Genomic DNA, 17,248 nt, shown 5'->3' with positions numbered 1-17,248 from the left:
TCATCTATTAACTCGCTCCTTTATTTTTAAAAAAGGATTCGTATGTCTATTTACATATCCATGAATCCCGGTTGCGATAAATAAGACTACAGCACCACCTAGCGCCGTATATGCAATGAATTCCTGATCGGCTTTATGCCTCACATAAATAGCAACTAATGCCCACAAACCGACCATTGCAAATTCACGCATGTTTCGGGTGATGATCATAAAGCCGTTAACCAGCGTAGCAACACTAATCATAATAAGTGTCCAGGTTTCATCGCTAAGCCCAAATCCATCCCATCCTATTTTTGTCAAGTATGCAGAAACATTTGCGATAGTAGCCACAGCAATCCATCCTGAATACAAACAAATGGGCCACCATACAAATGCAATAATAGAAATAGGCGCATCCCAACGTTCCATGTTGGTCTTAATGATTACTTGAATTAAGCAAACTAAGATTCCCAACATGATCAAAACAGATAATCCGGTATATTCATACACAAAGGCAAATACCCAGGCGCAATTCAATAGATTTGCCAGCATAAACCAATACTCAGTCTGTACAATGACATCAGTTGGGGTTGAATCTCCAAAAGCTCTTTTAAGCTGAAAGATGGAGTACGCCAATAAACTCAAAAAAATCAAGCCCCAGATAGCAAATGCATAGCTTGCAGGGGTGAAAAGATTGTCATATTGATCACTTAACTCCCCTATGGTGGTGTTATTAAGTCGCAGCGCCTGCGAAACGTAATTCACTGCAATCACAAGCACTACAGAGATGGTATTTAGAACTGCCAATCGTTTTATCATAAATCGATTTTTTTGAAGACTCTTATCAATTTTTCCAGGTCATGGGCATCATTATATACATGTGGTGAGACGCGAATGGCTTTGCCGCGGTAGGACACGTAAACACCTTCGGCTAGCAGCTCCTTTTTGAGTTGTTCCATGGGGATAGTTTCGGGCAAATAAACCCCAAACAAATGATACGCCGTATGTTGATCATCTTCAATATAACAACCTAATTCTCTTAACTCTTGAATCGCTTCCGCAGAAATACTTTGGCAATACTGCTGGATATGAGCCGGCTTCCAGTGTAATAGTTGATCAATGGCTGTGATAAGCATAGGAACGAGAATAAAATTACTGGATTCTCCTACCGAATATTTCGCCGCTTTAGGCTGGTAGCGCTCCTCATAAAGCGTTAGGCCTGCGAAATCTTCACTATTGTAACGGCTCATCCAATTATGTTCAATGGGTGTTCCTTCATTAAAGGTATCGGCATAATAGGCCATCCCCAGAGAATAGGGGCCCATGAGCCATTTGTAGCCGCCACATATTAATGCATCTGGTTGAAGCTCTGCCACATCAAAAGGCAATGCACCCACACTTTGAGTACCATCAATGATGAGTTTTGCATGTACTTGACTAGCTTTAGCTCTGATTAGCTTGAGGTCAAATAAGGTTCCATCTGCCCAGTGAATATGACCCATGGCAATGACGGCAGTCTCAGGATTAATCGCGTTAAGAATACTAAGATTCCATTTTTGCCCCCGATCGGTGAACTCGCTGGGAGGTGCGATTATTCTTATTTTAGCATCATTCTTTTTTGCCAGTTCTTGCCAGATGTACACATTGCTGGGAAACTGCTCATCAATCAAAAGAATCTCATCTCCGGCCTGGATAGGACAATTATTGGCTGCATTGGCAATCCCGTAGGAAACCGAAGGGATAATCGCACAATTTTCGGGATCTGGTGCATTAATCAGCTTTGCAAAGATGTTCTTTAGTTGTTTGCGCTGCGTAAAGAAATCAGTGTCCTTAATGAGATGTGGCTGAACTTTTCTTTTGATCGATGCGATCCCGATTTCAGAAACAGCGCTAAGCTGAGGTGACATGTATGCTCCATTGAGATAGGTGATCTCTTCGGGGAGATCAAAAAGATGTTTTTGAGAAGAAGTTATGCTCATACTGGCACTAAAATAACCTCTTTTTTGGTAATAGCATAGACTTCTTCGGCATCTTCGGGATTGAGTAGGTACAACCCAGTGAACTCTCCAAATGCTGGAAAAATAAGTTGATGGGCTGACTTAAAAAAACAGGGGAGTTTAAGTTGTTGGCGCCCGCCACCTACCAAGCGTATACCAGGATGAATATGACCACAAAAATTAAAGAATCCTTCGCGCTCTTCAGGGTGGTGCGTAAGTAAAAATCCGTCTAGTGCAAGTTCTGATCCTACTACAAATCCAATGGCTTCATACCTCAAGGGGGAGATAATATCATGATTCCCAGCAATGAGTATAAGCTTTGCTGTTTGCCTGGCCACCCAATTAGAAAATAAATGCCATTCACTATTGATCGCAGAGTGAAACAGATCGCCTAGAAAACAAATCGTAGCAGGTGTAAACGCATCAACCACACGATCTAATTGATCAAAATTTTTGAGAATTGCCTTTGGCGGAACCGCGCTACCGTGCTTTCTAAAATGAGCTACTTTACCCAGATGAACATCTGCAATAAGCAGCATGCTGCGCTCTTTCCAGAAGATTGCTCCGGTGGGGTGAAGTACAAAGGTTTGTTTGTGAATGGAAATGTATTGGATCATAAAAGCGACGCAAAGTTATAAAACACGAGAGTTAAACGATAACATATCAGCGATAACTCCCAATAATCTTTAAGGTGATATTTATCGCCTCATAAGCTTAGCCGTCATGCGTCTAATACGATCCTCTAATTTTTCACTTGAAAGTTTTTCGCGCAGTCGATCTGTAATAATTGGAAAAGAAAATGGGGTTGCTTTTTCACAGTGTTTCCAAACAATTTGTTGAGCTTCGATTCGTTCTAATGCGATTCGTAATCGGCCTTCTTCTAATTGATGTTCAAAGGTTTCCCTAAAGGCCTGCTGAAATAAAATATTATCAGCTTCATAATCCCTAAATACATCAAAGAGCAGTTGTGAATTGCTTTGCAGATGTTTCATTTTGATCATTTTATGTGGATATCCTGTAAAAACCATCCCGCTAATGACGGCAATATCTCTGAATTTTCTTCGGGCCATTTCGGTAGCATTTAAGCTCTTTTGCAGGTCATCTAGCAAATGATCAGGACTAAATAATTCATTGTCCAGTACTTGTTGAATATCTACCGCATGATCAGAAAGTAATTCAAAGCCATAATCATTGAATGCCAGGCTAAACGTAATTGGTGATAAAAGGCTAATGCGATATGCCAATAAACTTCCCATGGCTTCATGCACAAAGCGGCCTTCAAAGGGATAAATTACCATGTGATGACCTTCACGTGTCTCAAATGTTTCAATCAGCAATTCTTGATTACTGGGAATGATACTTTCTACCTGTTGTTGCTTAAAAATATGCTTCAGTGATTTGAGCTCTCTGGAATAAAGATTCCCTGCCGAAGCCTGATATAATTCTGCCCTCAATAATTCGCTCATTTGGGCTGAAAGCGTCATGCGTCCACCAGACCATGAGGGGACCCGATTTGTTTTTTTAGTCGAATTCTTAACATGCACCTGCATATCTTTAATTCTGATAAACTCCAGGTTTTTTCCAGCGAATGTGAATACATCCCCTCGAGTAAGTTTAGAAACGAAATATTCTTCAATGGATCCAATATATCCCCCTTTTTGATACCTTACACTAAGAACAGCATCTCCAACGATAGTTCCTATTTGTAGTCGGTGCCGCATGGCAACGGCGCGGCTTTGAATAAAAAACCTTCCGTCCTCTGCTACTTCTACTTTTTTATATTCATCATAATTTTGTAAGGACTGGCTGCCTACAGTAATAAATTGAAGCATCCAACTCCATTGATCTTGAGTTATGCTTTGAAAACAAAAGGTTTGTTTAACTTCCGGAAAAATTTCTTCTGGATAAAATCCACCCGAAACCGCTAAAGAGGTAAGGTATTGAATCAAAACGTCAAAACTATTTAGATAGGGAATGCGATCTTCTACCGCCTGCTTTTTAACCGCTTGTTGCAATGCGGAAGCTTCTACTAATTCAATCGCGTGAGTAGGTAAAAAATAGATCACACTTACTGCTCCAGGTCGATGCCCACTACGTCCTGCACGTTGTAAAAATCGGGCAACACCTTTAGGTCCGCCAATTTGAATAATCGTTTCTACTGGTGCGAAGTCAACGCCTAAATCAAGACTGGATGTGCATACTACCGCTTTTAGCGTTTCTGCTCTGATCGCCTGTTCAACCCATAAACGGGTCTCTTTGTTAATGCTACTGTGGTGCATGGCAAACTCCCCGGCAAACTCTGGATATCGTTCTAGAATACGTTGAAACCAGATTTCGCACTGGCTTCGTGTATTGGTAAATAACAAGGTGGTTTTGCTGTTGCGAATGATGGGAATTACCTCATCTAAAAGATGAATACCCAAATGTCCACGCCACGGAAAGGTCTCCATTTTATCTGGAATGATGCTTGCAACTTTGATATTTTTTTTAATGTTGGCTTTTACTAAGACAGAATTTTGAAAAGCCTTAGAATCTGGCCCTAACAAAACTTCGCGGGCTTGATCTAAATTCCCTATGGTGGCTGATATTCCCCAAATTTTCAATTTAGGTGCAACGGTTTTTAAACGAGAAAGCGCTAGTTCCATCTGCACACCGCGTTTTGTGCCAAATAGTTCATGCCACTCGTCAATAACAATTGCAGAACAATCCTTAAATAATTTTTGATAGTCTTTTGAGGCAAGAAAAAGCTGAAGACTTTCTGGTGTAGTAATCAATAAATCGGGTGGATTTCTTTTTTGAGCAGCACGTTCTTTTTGAGGAGTATCCCCAGATCTAATGCCTACTGTGAGTTGAGTGTCCAAATCGTTCGCCACACGTTCTGCAGCTTGTTTAATTTCCTGCGACAATGCCCTAAGCGGAGTAATCCAAATGGCTTTTAATCCTTTTTTCTTATTGGTTTTATATTCGGGATTTGATTTGATATAGTTTAGCACAATAGGGAACCACAGCGCATAGGTTTTTCCGCTACCTGTAGGAGCGTTTAATAAGCCGTGTTTTCCTTCCAAAAAAGCCTTCCAGGTTTTCTTTTGAAATGGAAAAGGCTTCCAGCCCTGTTTTGCAAACCAATCAATGGCTATAGTATAAAGTTCTTTTCTGTTCATGAGGGGAACTTACCTGTCATTCCTTTATCTTTTCAAGGATTCGGAATAGCATTATGATTCTGCAGATTCTTTCATCTCTTTGGAAGGATTCGGAATGAGTGCCTTGAGATCTTCTAACGTATTTGCCTCTTCTATTTTTTTGTCTTGCCGCCAGCGTAAGATTCTGGGAAACCTGGTAGCAATCCCACTTTTATGTCTTTTTGAAAGGGCAATCCCTTCAAAGGCTATTTCAAATACATGGTGAGGTGTTACTTGGCGCACTGGTCCAAATCTATCTGTTGTATTTTTCTTGATCCAGGCATCTACTTTTCTAAATTCGGCATCGGTTAAACCAGAATAGGCTTTGGCAAAAGTCACCAGCTCTGATCCATCATCACTCCAAAGTCCAAAGGTGTAATCTGTAAAGAGATTAGAGCGTCTCCCGTGTCCCCGCATAGCATACGTGAGCACAGCGTCAATGGTTAATGGATCTACTTTCCACTTCCACCAGTCGCCCTTTTTTCTACCTACTAAATAGGGCGAATTCTTACGCTTGATCATAAGTCCTTCACTTCTCATTTCGCGTGCCCTATTGCGTTCTTCGGCAGCTTCTTCCCAAGAGGAAACCTCAACTGTTTGAGATAAGTGCAGGGGAATTTCTTCTTCCTTCAATTTATCGTACAAACTTTCTAGTAATCTTCTACGCTCTACAAATGCTGTTTCACGTAAGTCCTTACCTTGCCACTCCAACAGGTCATACGCTTTTAGAATCACCGGGGTATTTTTGAGTAACGCCTTAGAAACAGTTTTACGTCCTATTCGAGTTTGAAGATCGTTAAAGGTTCCTATTTCACCTTCAGGGAAAGGTAAAATTTCACCATCGATCACTGTTCCATCTGGAATGGCTTCCGCGAAAGCGGAAAACTCTGGATACTTATCTGTCACCAATTCTTCTCCGCGACTCCACACAAAGATTTGATGATCGCGAATGATGACCTGTGATCGAATTCCGTCCCATTTATGTTCAAAACTCCACTCCTTTACATCGCCCAAATCGCCGGGTTCATTTTCAATGGCATACGCCAGGTAAAAGGGATAAGGTTTAGAGAGATAATCTTCTTCACGCTCCTCTATGATCAACTGCTGAAAGCTGGTTTCTTGAGGTTTCCAGTCTCCCATAAGTTTATAGGCCAGAATATCCTCGTCAATATCGGTGGCTTTTGAAAGCGCTCTGGTCATTAGTTTTTGACTTACACCAATCCTAAAACTACCTGTGATTAATTTTGTGAAAACGAAACGTTCATAGTAGTTGAGTTGCTCCCAATTTTCAAAAAGGTATTCTTTTTTATCCTCGTCTGATTTTTTCTTGAGGATGATCATTTCTTCGAGATACTGGGTAAGACTCTTTTCAGAAGATGAATCGGCAGGCGGAATGATGAGTGCGATGGTTTCGGCTAAATCGCCAACAATGTGATAGGACTCTTCAAATAGCCATAACGGAATATTTGCCAGTTCTGAAGCCCATTCGCGCAGCAAGGTTGTGTTTACCGGTCTTGGCGGTCTACGGTGTGATAAAATGGCAATCGTCCAAAGTTTATCCTGATCGCTAGCCAAATTAAAATATTGCGTTAGCGCAGCGACCTTTGCGTTAGTTTTGTTGGTGCTATCTAAGGCTTTTATGAGTGTCGCGAAATTTTTCATCTCCCATCCTAGATCCTTCCCTAGGGGAAGGACCTTTTATATTTATTTATCAGCGTTATTACTGTTCATATGCTCTTCTCCCTCTCCTTTGGAGAGGGTAAGGGGAGAGGAATCTAATTCTCCCAGTTCGCCTTCGTATTGGGTTTGTTCTGTACGCGCATCGTAGCCTTGTTCCCGCAAGTAGCGTGAAAAAATATCTGTATAACCATGGGTACAAATGATTTTTTCAGCTCCGGTGGCTTTTATACTTTGTAAAAGTCCTTGCCAATCACAATGATCTGAAAGAACAAAACCTTTATCAATCGCACGCCTGCGACGTGCTCCTCTAAAGGTCATCCACCCGCTGGCAGATGCGGTGACATAAGGCACCATTTTTCTAATCCAGGTAGAACCGTGCGCACTGGGCGGAGCGACTACTATGTTCCCTCGTATTTCTTCTTTGGTCGTTTCTTTGGTGATTCTGGTAGTCTGAGGCATATGGGTGATTTCGCGAATCACTTCGGTCATATTTTCAATGGCGCCATGGGTATAAATCTTTCCAATTGAGGTGTCGAGATAACGAAGTAATCGTTGCGCCTTGCCCAAGGAATAACCAAAAATTATAGATGTCTTTCCTTCAGCTTTATTTTCTGCCCACCATGTATTAATGTCATGAAAAACCTCTCGTTGAGGAGTCCATTTAAATGCGGGTAGGCCAAAGGTACATTCCGTAATAAACGTATCGCATCGAATAGGTTCGTATGGTGTTGCAATACCATCATCTTCGGTTTTATAATCGCCTGTAAAAACCCACACCTCTCCTTGATGCTCTACTCTAATTTGGGCGCTCCCAATAATATGGCCAGCGGGATGAAAGCTAAACTTTACGTTATTTATGCTGAAGGTTTCGTTATATTTCTTCCCTGTGACATTGATATCGCCCAACCTATGTTTAACAATGGGTGCATTATCAGTATAGGTGATGTAATTTTTATGTCCCCACCGGCTGTGATCTGCATGACCATGTGAAATGATGGCTTTATCAACTGGACGCCAGGGATCTAAATACACACCTGCTGCTGAACAGTAGATACCTTTATCTGTAAACTCTAAGAGGGGGGATTTTCTTTTGCGCATAGTATTACAAGGGAAATTACTAAACACTTAAAAGGATAAAAACCGTTTAAGAAAAGATTGGCAGGAGTTTAACCCAGATTGCTAAAATGAATAGTTCACAGCCAGGATTAAATTTCGACCCGCAGCGGCAATTCCAGATGAATAGGTGCGGTAACGTTGATCCGTAATATTTTCTAGGGTAGCAGAAGCTGACCAATTAGACGTGAAGTTATAACGCGATATAAAATTAAGGGTGTACCAGGAGGGTGAAAATGGATCACCATTATCATCAATCGCATAGAGGTAGGGCTTTTCTTGTTCTGTAGGGGCTAACTCTTCAAATGAAAACCCACCACTGTATTCGCTAAAAACGTCTAAAAGAAACTTTTTATTCTTAAATGTGAAATGTGTATTCCCAAATGCTGGAGCGGCGTGACGTAGTGGGAATTCCTCTCCATTCTCTTTGGAGACTCCTTTGGTTACGTTGATTTGAGATAATAGTGTAAGATGTGGGGTGAATCTAAGTTTTGCGCCAGCTTCTACCCCATAAACTCTAGCTTCAGAGGCATTTTGAATCGCTTGTACCTGGCTCAATTCACCTTGAAATTCAATCATATCTTCCCCGTTAAGCTCAAAGTCTCTGCGTATAAATGCATTGTCAAGAATAGTATAATACGCAGCTACATCAAAGGCCAGTGCTTTTGATGCCTGAAGCTGAAACCCAAGTTCTGCGTTATAGGCTTTCTCTGGCTTTAAATCAGGATTGGGTACAACCACAAAACCTTCTGCCAGATCAAATACTTTACCTACATCATCGATATTAGGAGCTCTAAATGCTGTAGAAAAATTAAGTTTCCAGCTCAACCCCTGATTTACATTCCATGCCAGACCAGCGTTTCCGGTTAGTGCACCCGTATTGATATTCATTTCTTCAAACGGAAAATCTATGAAGGAATCATCGAACATGGCATCGATATGGATAAAGTTATAGCGTAGACCTGATAATACCGTAAGCTTAGGATGAAGTTTGGATTGTATACTGGCATAAGCCGCCGCAGAAATCCAATGCGAATCATTAGGATAACGCGATTGATCAGGTTGCACAGTTTGAGTATCAATATTTTTGACAGAGGCCTTTGATCCAACAGTATTCAACACACTTTGAAGCCCATAAAATACATTTGTCCTTTCCTTTAGCTTTTTGGTAAAATCAACACTTAGTTCGTGAGCATCTACCTGCTCCTGCGATTGAAAAAAGTCATTTCCTCCAAAGTCACGGTCATTTCGGCTTTCCTCAAAAAATTGGTAGGCATACGACCATTTCATGTTGTCATACAATAGCTTTAGACGGGAGTGATTTGCTTGAATATTTGCCGATAGCCAGGTTTGCGGCCCGTAAAACCACTCGGCAGATCTAAATTCCCCATCTTGCTTTCTAATTAAACGATCATACCTTGGAAAGTCTGATGTTGTCGAAAATAAAACGCCCAGTTTAAGTTCCCAGTCTTGTGAGGATAGGTACCTTAGTTTTTGTGCCAAATTAATCTGATCATAACCCGTAAATTTTTGAATTCTGGGGTTTTCATTTTCGGCCATCACGTCTTCTCCATTTATCGTTGTTTGGAAATCTGGTCGCAGATATTCAGTTGGACCATTGCTCCCCATGCGCAAATCTTCAAAATCAGTATAGGTAATACTTGTAAGCGAAGACCAATTTCTTCCGCCGAAGGCGAAATCAACATGACCTGTTTTTTCTTCATTGGCTGAAGCATACCGTGTGGTTGCGTTAAGACTAAGCAATTGGATCTCTCCACTTGAAAACCCGGGAGTTTTTGTATAAAAATTCGTTACTCCACCCACAGCATCACTCCCATAAATCACGGACCCTGGACCTAGAATTATTTCTGTACGATCAATCAAAAAAGGATCAATGGAGATTACATTTTGCAGGTTCCCGCTCCTAAAGATGGCGGTGTTCATACGCACCCCGTCAACCGCAATCAATAGGCGGTTTGTAGAGAACCCTCGTATCATTGGACTACCCCCTCCCAACTGACTTTTTTGAACGAACACTTTACCGCTGCTTTCTAACAGGTCTGCAGAAGTCTGGGGATTAGCGATGATGATATCTTCACTGGTTAAGCTGACAATTTGTTGCGGAATATCCTTTTTTTTCTGCTGAAACTTCGAAACAGATAAGACAATTTCGTTTAGTTGATTATCATCTGCCTGGAGAATGACAGTAGTATTATTTGAGAGAATTTTGATCTTGGTTGTTGTAAGTAAATGATGGGAAATATGCTGAAAATGAAGTATTTCATTTTCCTCAAATGCCGAAATATCGGCGATACCATCAAAATCTGTCAATGCGCTCTTTGATCTATCTTCATTGTAAATGGCTACATTAAAAAGAGGGCGATTATCTATTGCCGAAACAACCGTAATCTGTTGGGGGTAAGCATAGATAGAAAGAATTAGAAAAAGTCCTGTAAGTACTGTGTTACGCATTAATTGAATATTTCATTCAGCACCTTTACTGATTGAGGTTTTTTAAAACCGTGCAAATGTAGTTCATAGTATGATAACAGCATCTCCAGAACGTTTAATCTATCAGTTTTGGTTATTTTAGTTACGCCAAGGTCATCAAAATTCATGCCTAGAAAGACTTTGAGAAGACTCACATTATTGCCTGTGATGCAGTAACTGTTTGTTTCAATTGATTGAAATGTACCATCCAGCATATTAAAATAGTCTGCTTGTAGATTAGTTTCATCTGGATAGAAGCCTAAATAGGAAGAAAGCTTAAGCAAGAACAGCACATGAAAATTTGCGATGTGATCATGTTGGTCAAGCCAGATCATACTTTTTTGTAAAAAATTAAACATTGAAATGTTTTTTTCCTCTTCTTGGATAGAGGTTTTTAACACATCAGATAAGAAAAAGAGTAAAGCTGTTTTAGTAATATCTGTATGTAACGATTGATAAGGAAAGCTAATTTTTGCTTCATTAATGCGCTCTAAATTTCCTTTATCCTTGTGAACAGCTATTAATTCTAATTGAGTTAAGGGTTGAAATAATGCCGCACGAACTTTTCCTTTCTTACTTTTTAGAATTCCGCGTAATAGATATGTTTTTAAACCTGAAACTTTGGTATAGCATTTTACGATAAGATCTGCTTCACTGTATTTTATCGCGCTTATAACTATAGCTTTTGTTTGGACTTGCATTAACGAATAATCATAATTTTAGAAACAGTAGTTTCAGTTTGATCTTCGGCAGTAATCAATACTAAATACACTCCTGAGGCTACTTTATACTTTCCAAAAGCCGTTGTGTCCCATTGAATGCTTCCGCCTTGTGTAGTTTGCTCAAAAACAAGATTCCCTTCCACATCAGTAATCTTCACATTTGCAGCGCTGGTTAATCCGTCTATAGTAACGACACCTTGAAAACCTGGTCGTACAGGATTAGGATAAGCGAACACGTTTTCAAGATTTTCCCTAGGACCTGTGACGTCCCCTTTAAAAGCTAATAAGCCTTTATCTGTTCCAATATAAACCGTTCCTGTAACTTCATCAATTGCTACTTCCTGGACATTATTTGATGGCAAAGGAGAATTTTCTTTCGTGAAATGGTAGATCGTTTCCTGACCATTAGGAGAAAAATAAAATACTCCTGAACTTACTGTAGAAATCCATTTGTTATTCGCGCCATCTACTTCGATATCCGTAATAGTTTGTTCAAATAATAATTCCTGAGCTACTCCATCCTGTTCGATAATAATTGGCCGAGATTGAGGTTGACTTTCTGTAAAAATAGAGGCGGGAGATGAGACACGCCTTAAACCACTTCTGGTACCTACCCATAATATTCCGCTCTGGTCGAGTGCCATAGCTCTTACCTGATTGAGTAGAAAGCTGTCGTCCTGACTTTGGATTTCAAACTGTGCAATGTTGCCCGAACCTGGTTGATAACCAACTATACCAAACTCTGAGGTTCCAAAATAGACATTATTGGAACGATCAATGACCAATCCAGAATAACCAGTAACACCAGCAATGTCATCTACTACTGATGAAATATTGACTTCACTAAAATTTCCAGTGGGACTTAGAATTTTTAAAGGATCGTCGCTTCTATTATCCAAAATCCAAAGGTTTCCCTGGCTATCAAATTCAATTTCATTTACACGTGTATCGTTCTCTCCATCAGGATCCTGATCTGTTAAAGGACTGTTCGTAGAATCGTATCTTACTGTTGGAACCCCGTCAACAATATTTAGTACTCCTTTATGAAAAGATGCTAGGTAAACATCGTTAGAATTAAATGGATTTATGGCAATTTCTGCTATTTCTGGCGTTTCTAAAATTTCATTGAACGAATAATTTATCCATTCATCTCCATCAAAGAAACTTACTCCGCGATTATTTAAAGGAAATGGATTGTATGAAGCACTGTATTCACCGTACCCAACCCACAATTGAGATGGTGCTGTATCAATTGTAAAAATGTTATTAAGAAGTGGAGTATTAGGGTTAAGCGATTCGTATTCATTAGACAAAGAAAAATTAGATTGAAAAATACCTAAGTCATCATGACCTATAAATACCTGATCTCCTATAATTTCAGAAGCCGCAAGTTCTAGTTGAATCTCATCATTAGATTCAAAGAATGTTACAAGATTAAAATCAGAATCGTACGCAAAAACAATATTTTCAGTCGTAACTAAAAGTGTGTTTTCGCTAGTAGAAAAATCTCTTATTTGTTCATCATAAAATTGAATAAGTTGAAAATTATTGGATTCTAATCTATAAACACTTCGGTTAGTTCTAGAAGCGTATAAATCTTCACCAAAAACTTCAAGATTCGACCACGATCCGCCATTGGCAACAGACCAGTTCTCAAAATCTGTTAAGCCGCCAGAACTAAAATCTGCCTCTCTTATTCCATCTCCTATTGTGGCGGCATAGATTTTATCATTGATAATGGCGACATCTTGAACTCTCACATTTGAGGCATTTTCACCAATAAAATACGTGTCGCCAAATTCTAAAAATTCCAGATTGAATTCTGATATACCAAACTCTGAAGCGATATAAATAAGATTATCCTTTTCAAAAAAGCTATTTATTTTTTTCTCGGCGGGTGAAATCCCGATTTTATCCACAATTCCTACATCGGTAATAATTTCTCCTGATTCATCAAGAACGACTTCAATAAGACCGTTTCGATAACCTAACATGAGTAATTCGTAATTTTCAGAATAATATATCGTTGTTATATCTTCACCAGAAAGACCGTCTATAGCAGAAAATTGTTTTATTTCTTGAGAATCGATATCGTAGCTAAAATAGGCATTTTCAGCGGCAGCATAGATTTTACCATTACCCTTAGTAACATCTTTAATTTGATAATAACTGAACAAATCTTGCCAACGATCAATGGAAACCTCTTGGGAATACATCCCATGGCTGAGAACACAGAGTAGAAAAAAAGCGTAAAGAATCCTCATGAAATAATTAAAAAATTAAAACCATGCTATGGTTTAACTAATTTCTACTTTAGATATTGTAAAAAAGTCACTTAGAATTCTAAGTGACTTTTAAAATTGTTTAGGTATGAAAAATTAGACAACTCCCTGCGCTAACATTGCATCTGCTACTTTGACAAACCCTGCAATATTTGCGCCTTTGACATAATTTATAAAGCCATCATCTTCTTTACCGTATTCTACACATTTATCATGTATATCGCACATGATGTCTTTAAGTCTTTCATCTACTTTATCAGCGCTCCAATTGTACCGCAAAGAATTTTGAGACATTTCTAATCCAGAAGTTGCAACACCACCTGCATTTGAGGCCTTACCTGGTGAAAATAATATTTTATGCTCCATGAAAACTTCGATGGCTTCTGCGGTACAGGGCATATTTGCACCTTCACCGATTGCTATACAGCCGTTTTTAACTAACTTTTTAGCATCCTCTTTATGAAGCTCATTTTGCGTAGCACAGGGTAATGCGATATCGCATTTAAGATCCCATACTGATCCATCATCAACATATTTTGCAGAGTCATATTTCTCTAGATATTCTTTAATACGTCCTCTTTTTTCATTTTTGATATACATTATATGCTCAAGTTTATCCTGGCTTATTCCGTCTTGATCATGAATATAGCCTGAAGAATCTGACATGGCAATGACAGTTCCTCCCAATTGAATGATCTTTTCGGCTGCGTATTGCGCCACATTTCCAGATCCTGAAATAACTACATTCTTACCTTTGATTTTTTCATCTCGGGTAGCTAACATACTTTGCATAAAATACACATTTCCATATCCTGTAGCTTCAGGACGCATTTTGGATCCTCCATAAGAGAGACCTTTACCCGTCAATATTCCCGTGAACTCATTTTGTATACGTTTATATTGCCCAAACATAAATCCTATTTCTCTTGCTCCAACTCCAATATCACCAGCTGGGACATCAGTATTAGGACCAATATGACGTGTAAGTTCTGTCATAAAGCTTTGGCAAAAGCGCATTACTTCATTATCTGACTTTCCTTTAGGGTCAAAGTCTGATCCTCCTTTACCTCCACCCATTGGTAATGTTGTTAAACTGTTTTTGAAGGTTTGCTCAAAAGCAAGAAACTTTAGAATGCTAAGGTTTACCGATGGATGAAATCTTAAACCACCTTTATATGGTCCTATAGCAGAATTCATTTGAATTCTATAGCCTCTATTGATTTGAGTTTCACCATTATCATCAATCCAGGTTACTCTAAACATAATGACGCGCTCTGGTTCAACCATTCGCTCTAGAAGTTTTTTGTCCTGATATTGTTTGTTTTTTTTAATAAAAGGAATTACAGTCTCTGCAACCTCTTCAACAGCTTGCATAAATTCTGGCTCATTGGTATTACGTTGAGCTACTTGGTCTAAAAAGGAATTAATCTCTTGATCCATAAACGTTATTGTGGTTGTGAAAACGATTTCGTTAAAATGTTCTACAAATATAAAGTATCTCTAAAAATGAACGCCTTTTTTTTGATAATTCGTAAAACGTTAAATTATTTATGATATAGAGCATGATTTTTACATTACTTAAGGTGTATAAAACATAGCAGTAACATTAGTTTTTATATATTTGCCTTTAATGTTTAATTTACTCATGATGAATACCAAGCCCCTTATACTGGTATTTTTTGCTTTTTTACTAGCAAATACTTCCATTCAAGCACAAAAGGCCTTCTCACAAGAGGCAGGAGTTATTCTTGGTCCCATTCAATTTAGGGGCGATTATGGACTAGCAGGAGAAAGCGAAACAAATTATGGTAATTTAGGATTTGGATTTGGAGTTGTGCATTATATAAACTTTGCTTATAATCAACGCAGAGGTTCTTATGTAAGAGCAAGCGAATATTTAAAGGATCATTTTAAGATTAGATCTGAGATAAATTTCTTTACAGCTAAACTAAATCACTTTGGTAAAATTAAAGATGATCAAATAGCCGATCCCACTCAAGCTAATACTCTTGATGAAATGGAAGGTGATGCACGTGTATTTGAAATCGGAACGGGATTTGAATATTTTCCTTTAAGCATTGTAGATTTTGAATTAGGATATACGCGATTTGCTCCTTATGCAGGATTTAATGTCCATTACGCAACGTATAATTCAAATTCTTCGTCAAGTTTAGGAGATTTAGATATCGCACAGCAAGAGGGAGACGAAGACATCTTATTTGGAACCTTTATAGGAGGACTTGATAATACAGGTGGATCAACTTATTCACTGGTATTTAATGCAGGAACGCGTTATCGTATAGGAGAAACTAGCGATTTACTCATAGACTTTAGATTTATCTATTACGGGACAGATTTATTGGATGGCTTAGAACCCGTAGGACCTCAAAATCAGGATAATGATTGGATTACCTGGTTAAATGTGGGTTATATCTATTATTTTGATCTATAGAATAAAAAAGACATTAAAAAAGAGGCGCAAATGGCGCCTCTTTTTAGTTAATGTGTATTTTACTTATCCCAATGCTTGATTAAGATCTCTGATTAAATCATCTTCTGCTTCAATCCCAACACTTAACCGGATCAAAGAATCTACTACTCCAGTTTTCTCCCGTTCTTCTTTAGGAATACTCGCGTGCGTCATGCTCGCGGGATGACCGGCTAAACTCTCTACTCCGCCAAGACTTTCTGCCAAAGTAAATACCTCTAATTTTTCAACTAGATCCACCGCACTTTGAAGCGTTCCTCCCTTTGTAGTGAACGACACCATACCTCCAAAATCATTCATTTGACTTTTTGCGATATCATGGTTTGGATGATCTTCAAACCCCGGCCAATAGACCTTATCTACTTTTGGATGATCTTTCAAAAAATTAGCGACTGCTTTTCCATTTTCACAGTGACGTTGAACGCGAACGTGTAAGGTTTTAATTCCGCGAAGCGCAAGAAAACTATCCATTGGTCCGCAAACCGCTCCACTAGCATTTTGAATAAAATATAAACGATCTGCAAGTTCTTTATCCTTAACGATCAACGCTCCCATTACTAAATCACTGTGCCCACCAATATATTTGGTTGCACTATGCATCACTAAATCTGCTCCTAAGTCAAGAGGTTGCTGTAGGTATGGTGTAGCGAATGTGTTATCAACACCCAGCATGACATCATGTTTTTTGGCAATCGCAGCTACTGCTTTAATATCAATAATGTTCATCATTGGATTGGTAGGGGTTTCTACCCAAATCAGTTTGGTATCGGCATTCACGTAATCTTCAATCGCAGCAGCATTACTCATCCCGATAAAATGAAACGTTATTCCAAAGTCTTTGAACACCTGAGTAAACAAACGATAAGAACCACCGTAAAGATCATTGGTTGAAATTACTTCATCCCCTGGCTTAAGCAACTTTAGAACGGCATCAATGGCTGCTAAACCAGATCCAAAGGCTAAACCATAATTTCCATTCTCTATGCTAGCCAGTGAATTTTCTAATGCTGTTCTTGTTGGATTCCCACTTCTGGAATATTCAAATCCCTTATGTCCACCTGGTGTGGTTTGAGAATAGGTAGAAGTTTGATAAATAGGAGGCATCACAGAACCGTAAGCAGGGTCTATGTTTTCCTGTCCTCCATGTATAACTTTAGTGTTGAACTGTGTGTTTTTCTTCATAAAAACAAAAGTACGCATCCAACTGTGGATTACCAATCAAATCCTACAAGCTTATTTATAGTCTAATCGAAAAAAATAATAGGAATAAATTATTTATCGAAGGTCATTAGAATTAAAACAAGTTTCTTTGTCAAAG

Annotated in this window: 12 protein-coding genes; 1 reads left to right on the top strand and 11 read right to left on the bottom strand. The window is 39.0% G+C overall.

From position 1 onward, the window contains the following. The 10 genes from ABD000_RS09350 to gdhA form a co-directional block, all read right to left on the bottom strand. A complete protein-coding gene (locus ABD000_RS09350; protein ID WP_343766444.1) occupies positions 1-798 on the bottom strand; it encodes a tryptophan-rich sensory protein in 798 nt (265 codons plus the stop codon). Further along, positions 795-1,958, bottom strand: coding sequence for an aminotransferase class V-fold PLP-dependent enzyme (locus tag ABD000_RS09345; RefSeq protein ID WP_343766442.1), 1,164 nt, complete (start codon positions 1,956-1,958; stop codon positions 795-797). Before ABD000_RS09345 ends, ABD000_RS09350 begins: the two co-directional genes overlap by 4 nt. After that, on the bottom strand, positions 1,955-2,593 hold the full coding sequence (gene pdeM / locus ABD000_RS09340; RefSeq protein ID WP_343766439.1) for a ligase-associated DNA damage response endonuclease PdeM: 639 nt from the start codon (positions 2,591-2,593) through the stop codon (positions 1,955-1,957). Before pdeM ends, ABD000_RS09345 begins: the two co-directional genes overlap by 4 nt. Positions 2,594-2,674: 81 nt before the next feature. Continuing rightward, a complete protein-coding gene (locus ABD000_RS09335; RefSeq protein WP_343766436.1) occupies positions 2,675-5,137 on the bottom strand; it encodes a ligase-associated DNA damage response DEXH box helicase in 2,463 nt (820 codons plus the stop codon). Positions 5,138-5,188: 51 nt separating this feature from the next. Next, positions 5,189-6,817, bottom strand: coding sequence for an ATP-dependent DNA ligase (locus ABD000_RS09330; RefSeq protein ID WP_343766433.1), 1,629 nt, complete (start codon positions 6,815-6,817; stop codon positions 5,189-5,191). Between the two features lie 42 nt (positions 6,818-6,859). Then, a complete protein-coding gene (locus ABD000_RS09325) occupies positions 6,860-7,933 on the bottom strand; it encodes a ligase-associated DNA damage response exonuclease (protein WP_343766430.1) in 1,074 nt (357 codons plus the stop codon). Between the two features lie 81 nt (positions 7,934-8,014). Further along, positions 8,015-10,420, bottom strand: coding sequence for a TonB-dependent receptor plug domain-containing protein (locus tag ABD000_RS09320; protein ID WP_343766427.1), 2,406 nt, complete (start codon positions 10,418-10,420; stop codon positions 8,015-8,017). Continuing rightward, positions 10,420-11,139 carry a DNA repair protein RecO gene (gene recO, locus ABD000_RS09315; RefSeq protein ID WP_343766424.1) on the bottom strand — a complete coding sequence of 240 codons (720 nt, stop codon included), beginning with the start codon at positions 11,137-11,139 and terminating at the stop codon, positions 10,420-10,422. The genes ABD000_RS09320 and recO overlap by 1 nt, the downstream gene beginning before the upstream one ends. Further along, entirely contained in the window at positions 11,139-13,424 is a 2,286-nt protein-coding gene (porZ, locus tag ABD000_RS09310; RefSeq protein WP_343766422.1) for a type IX secretion system anionic LPS delivery protein PorZ, read from the bottom strand. Before porZ ends, recO begins: the two co-directional genes overlap by 1 nt. Before the next feature lie 114 nt (positions 13,425-13,538). Then, positions 13,539-14,882 (bottom strand): NADP-specific glutamate dehydrogenase, encoded by a 1,344-nt coding sequence (gdhA, locus tag ABD000_RS09305; RefSeq protein WP_343766420.1) that lies wholly within the window; start codon positions 14,880-14,882, stop codon positions 13,539-13,541. A 205-nt stretch (positions 14,883-15,087) separates the two neighbouring features. Here gdhA and ABD000_RS09300 point away from each other — a divergent pair, with 205 nt between their 5' ends. Further along, a complete protein-coding gene (locus tag ABD000_RS09300; RefSeq protein WP_343766417.1) occupies positions 15,088-15,894 on the top strand; it encodes a THC0290_0291 family protein in 807 nt (268 codons plus the stop codon). Positions 15,895-15,957: 63 nt separating this feature from the next. On the opposite strand, the gene ABD000_RS09295 is transcribed toward ABD000_RS09300, so the two are convergent. Further along, the gene (locus ABD000_RS09295; RefSeq protein WP_343766415.1) at positions 15,958-17,112 is read right to left on the bottom strand and encodes a cystathionine gamma-synthase; all 1,155 of its coding nucleotides are present in this window, start codon (positions 17,110-17,112) and stop codon (positions 15,958-15,960) included. Between the last annotated feature and the right edge of the window lie 136 nt (positions 17,113-17,248).

It is taken from the genome of Gangjinia marincola (genome assembly GCF_039523415.1).
GTDB classification, from domain to species: Bacteria; Bacteroidota; Bacteroidia; order Flavobacteriales; family Flavobacteriaceae; genus Gangjinia; species Gangjinia marincola.
The sequence above is the reverse complement of the archived record's forward strand: the minus strand, read 5'-3'. Positions and strand labels throughout refer to the sequence as shown.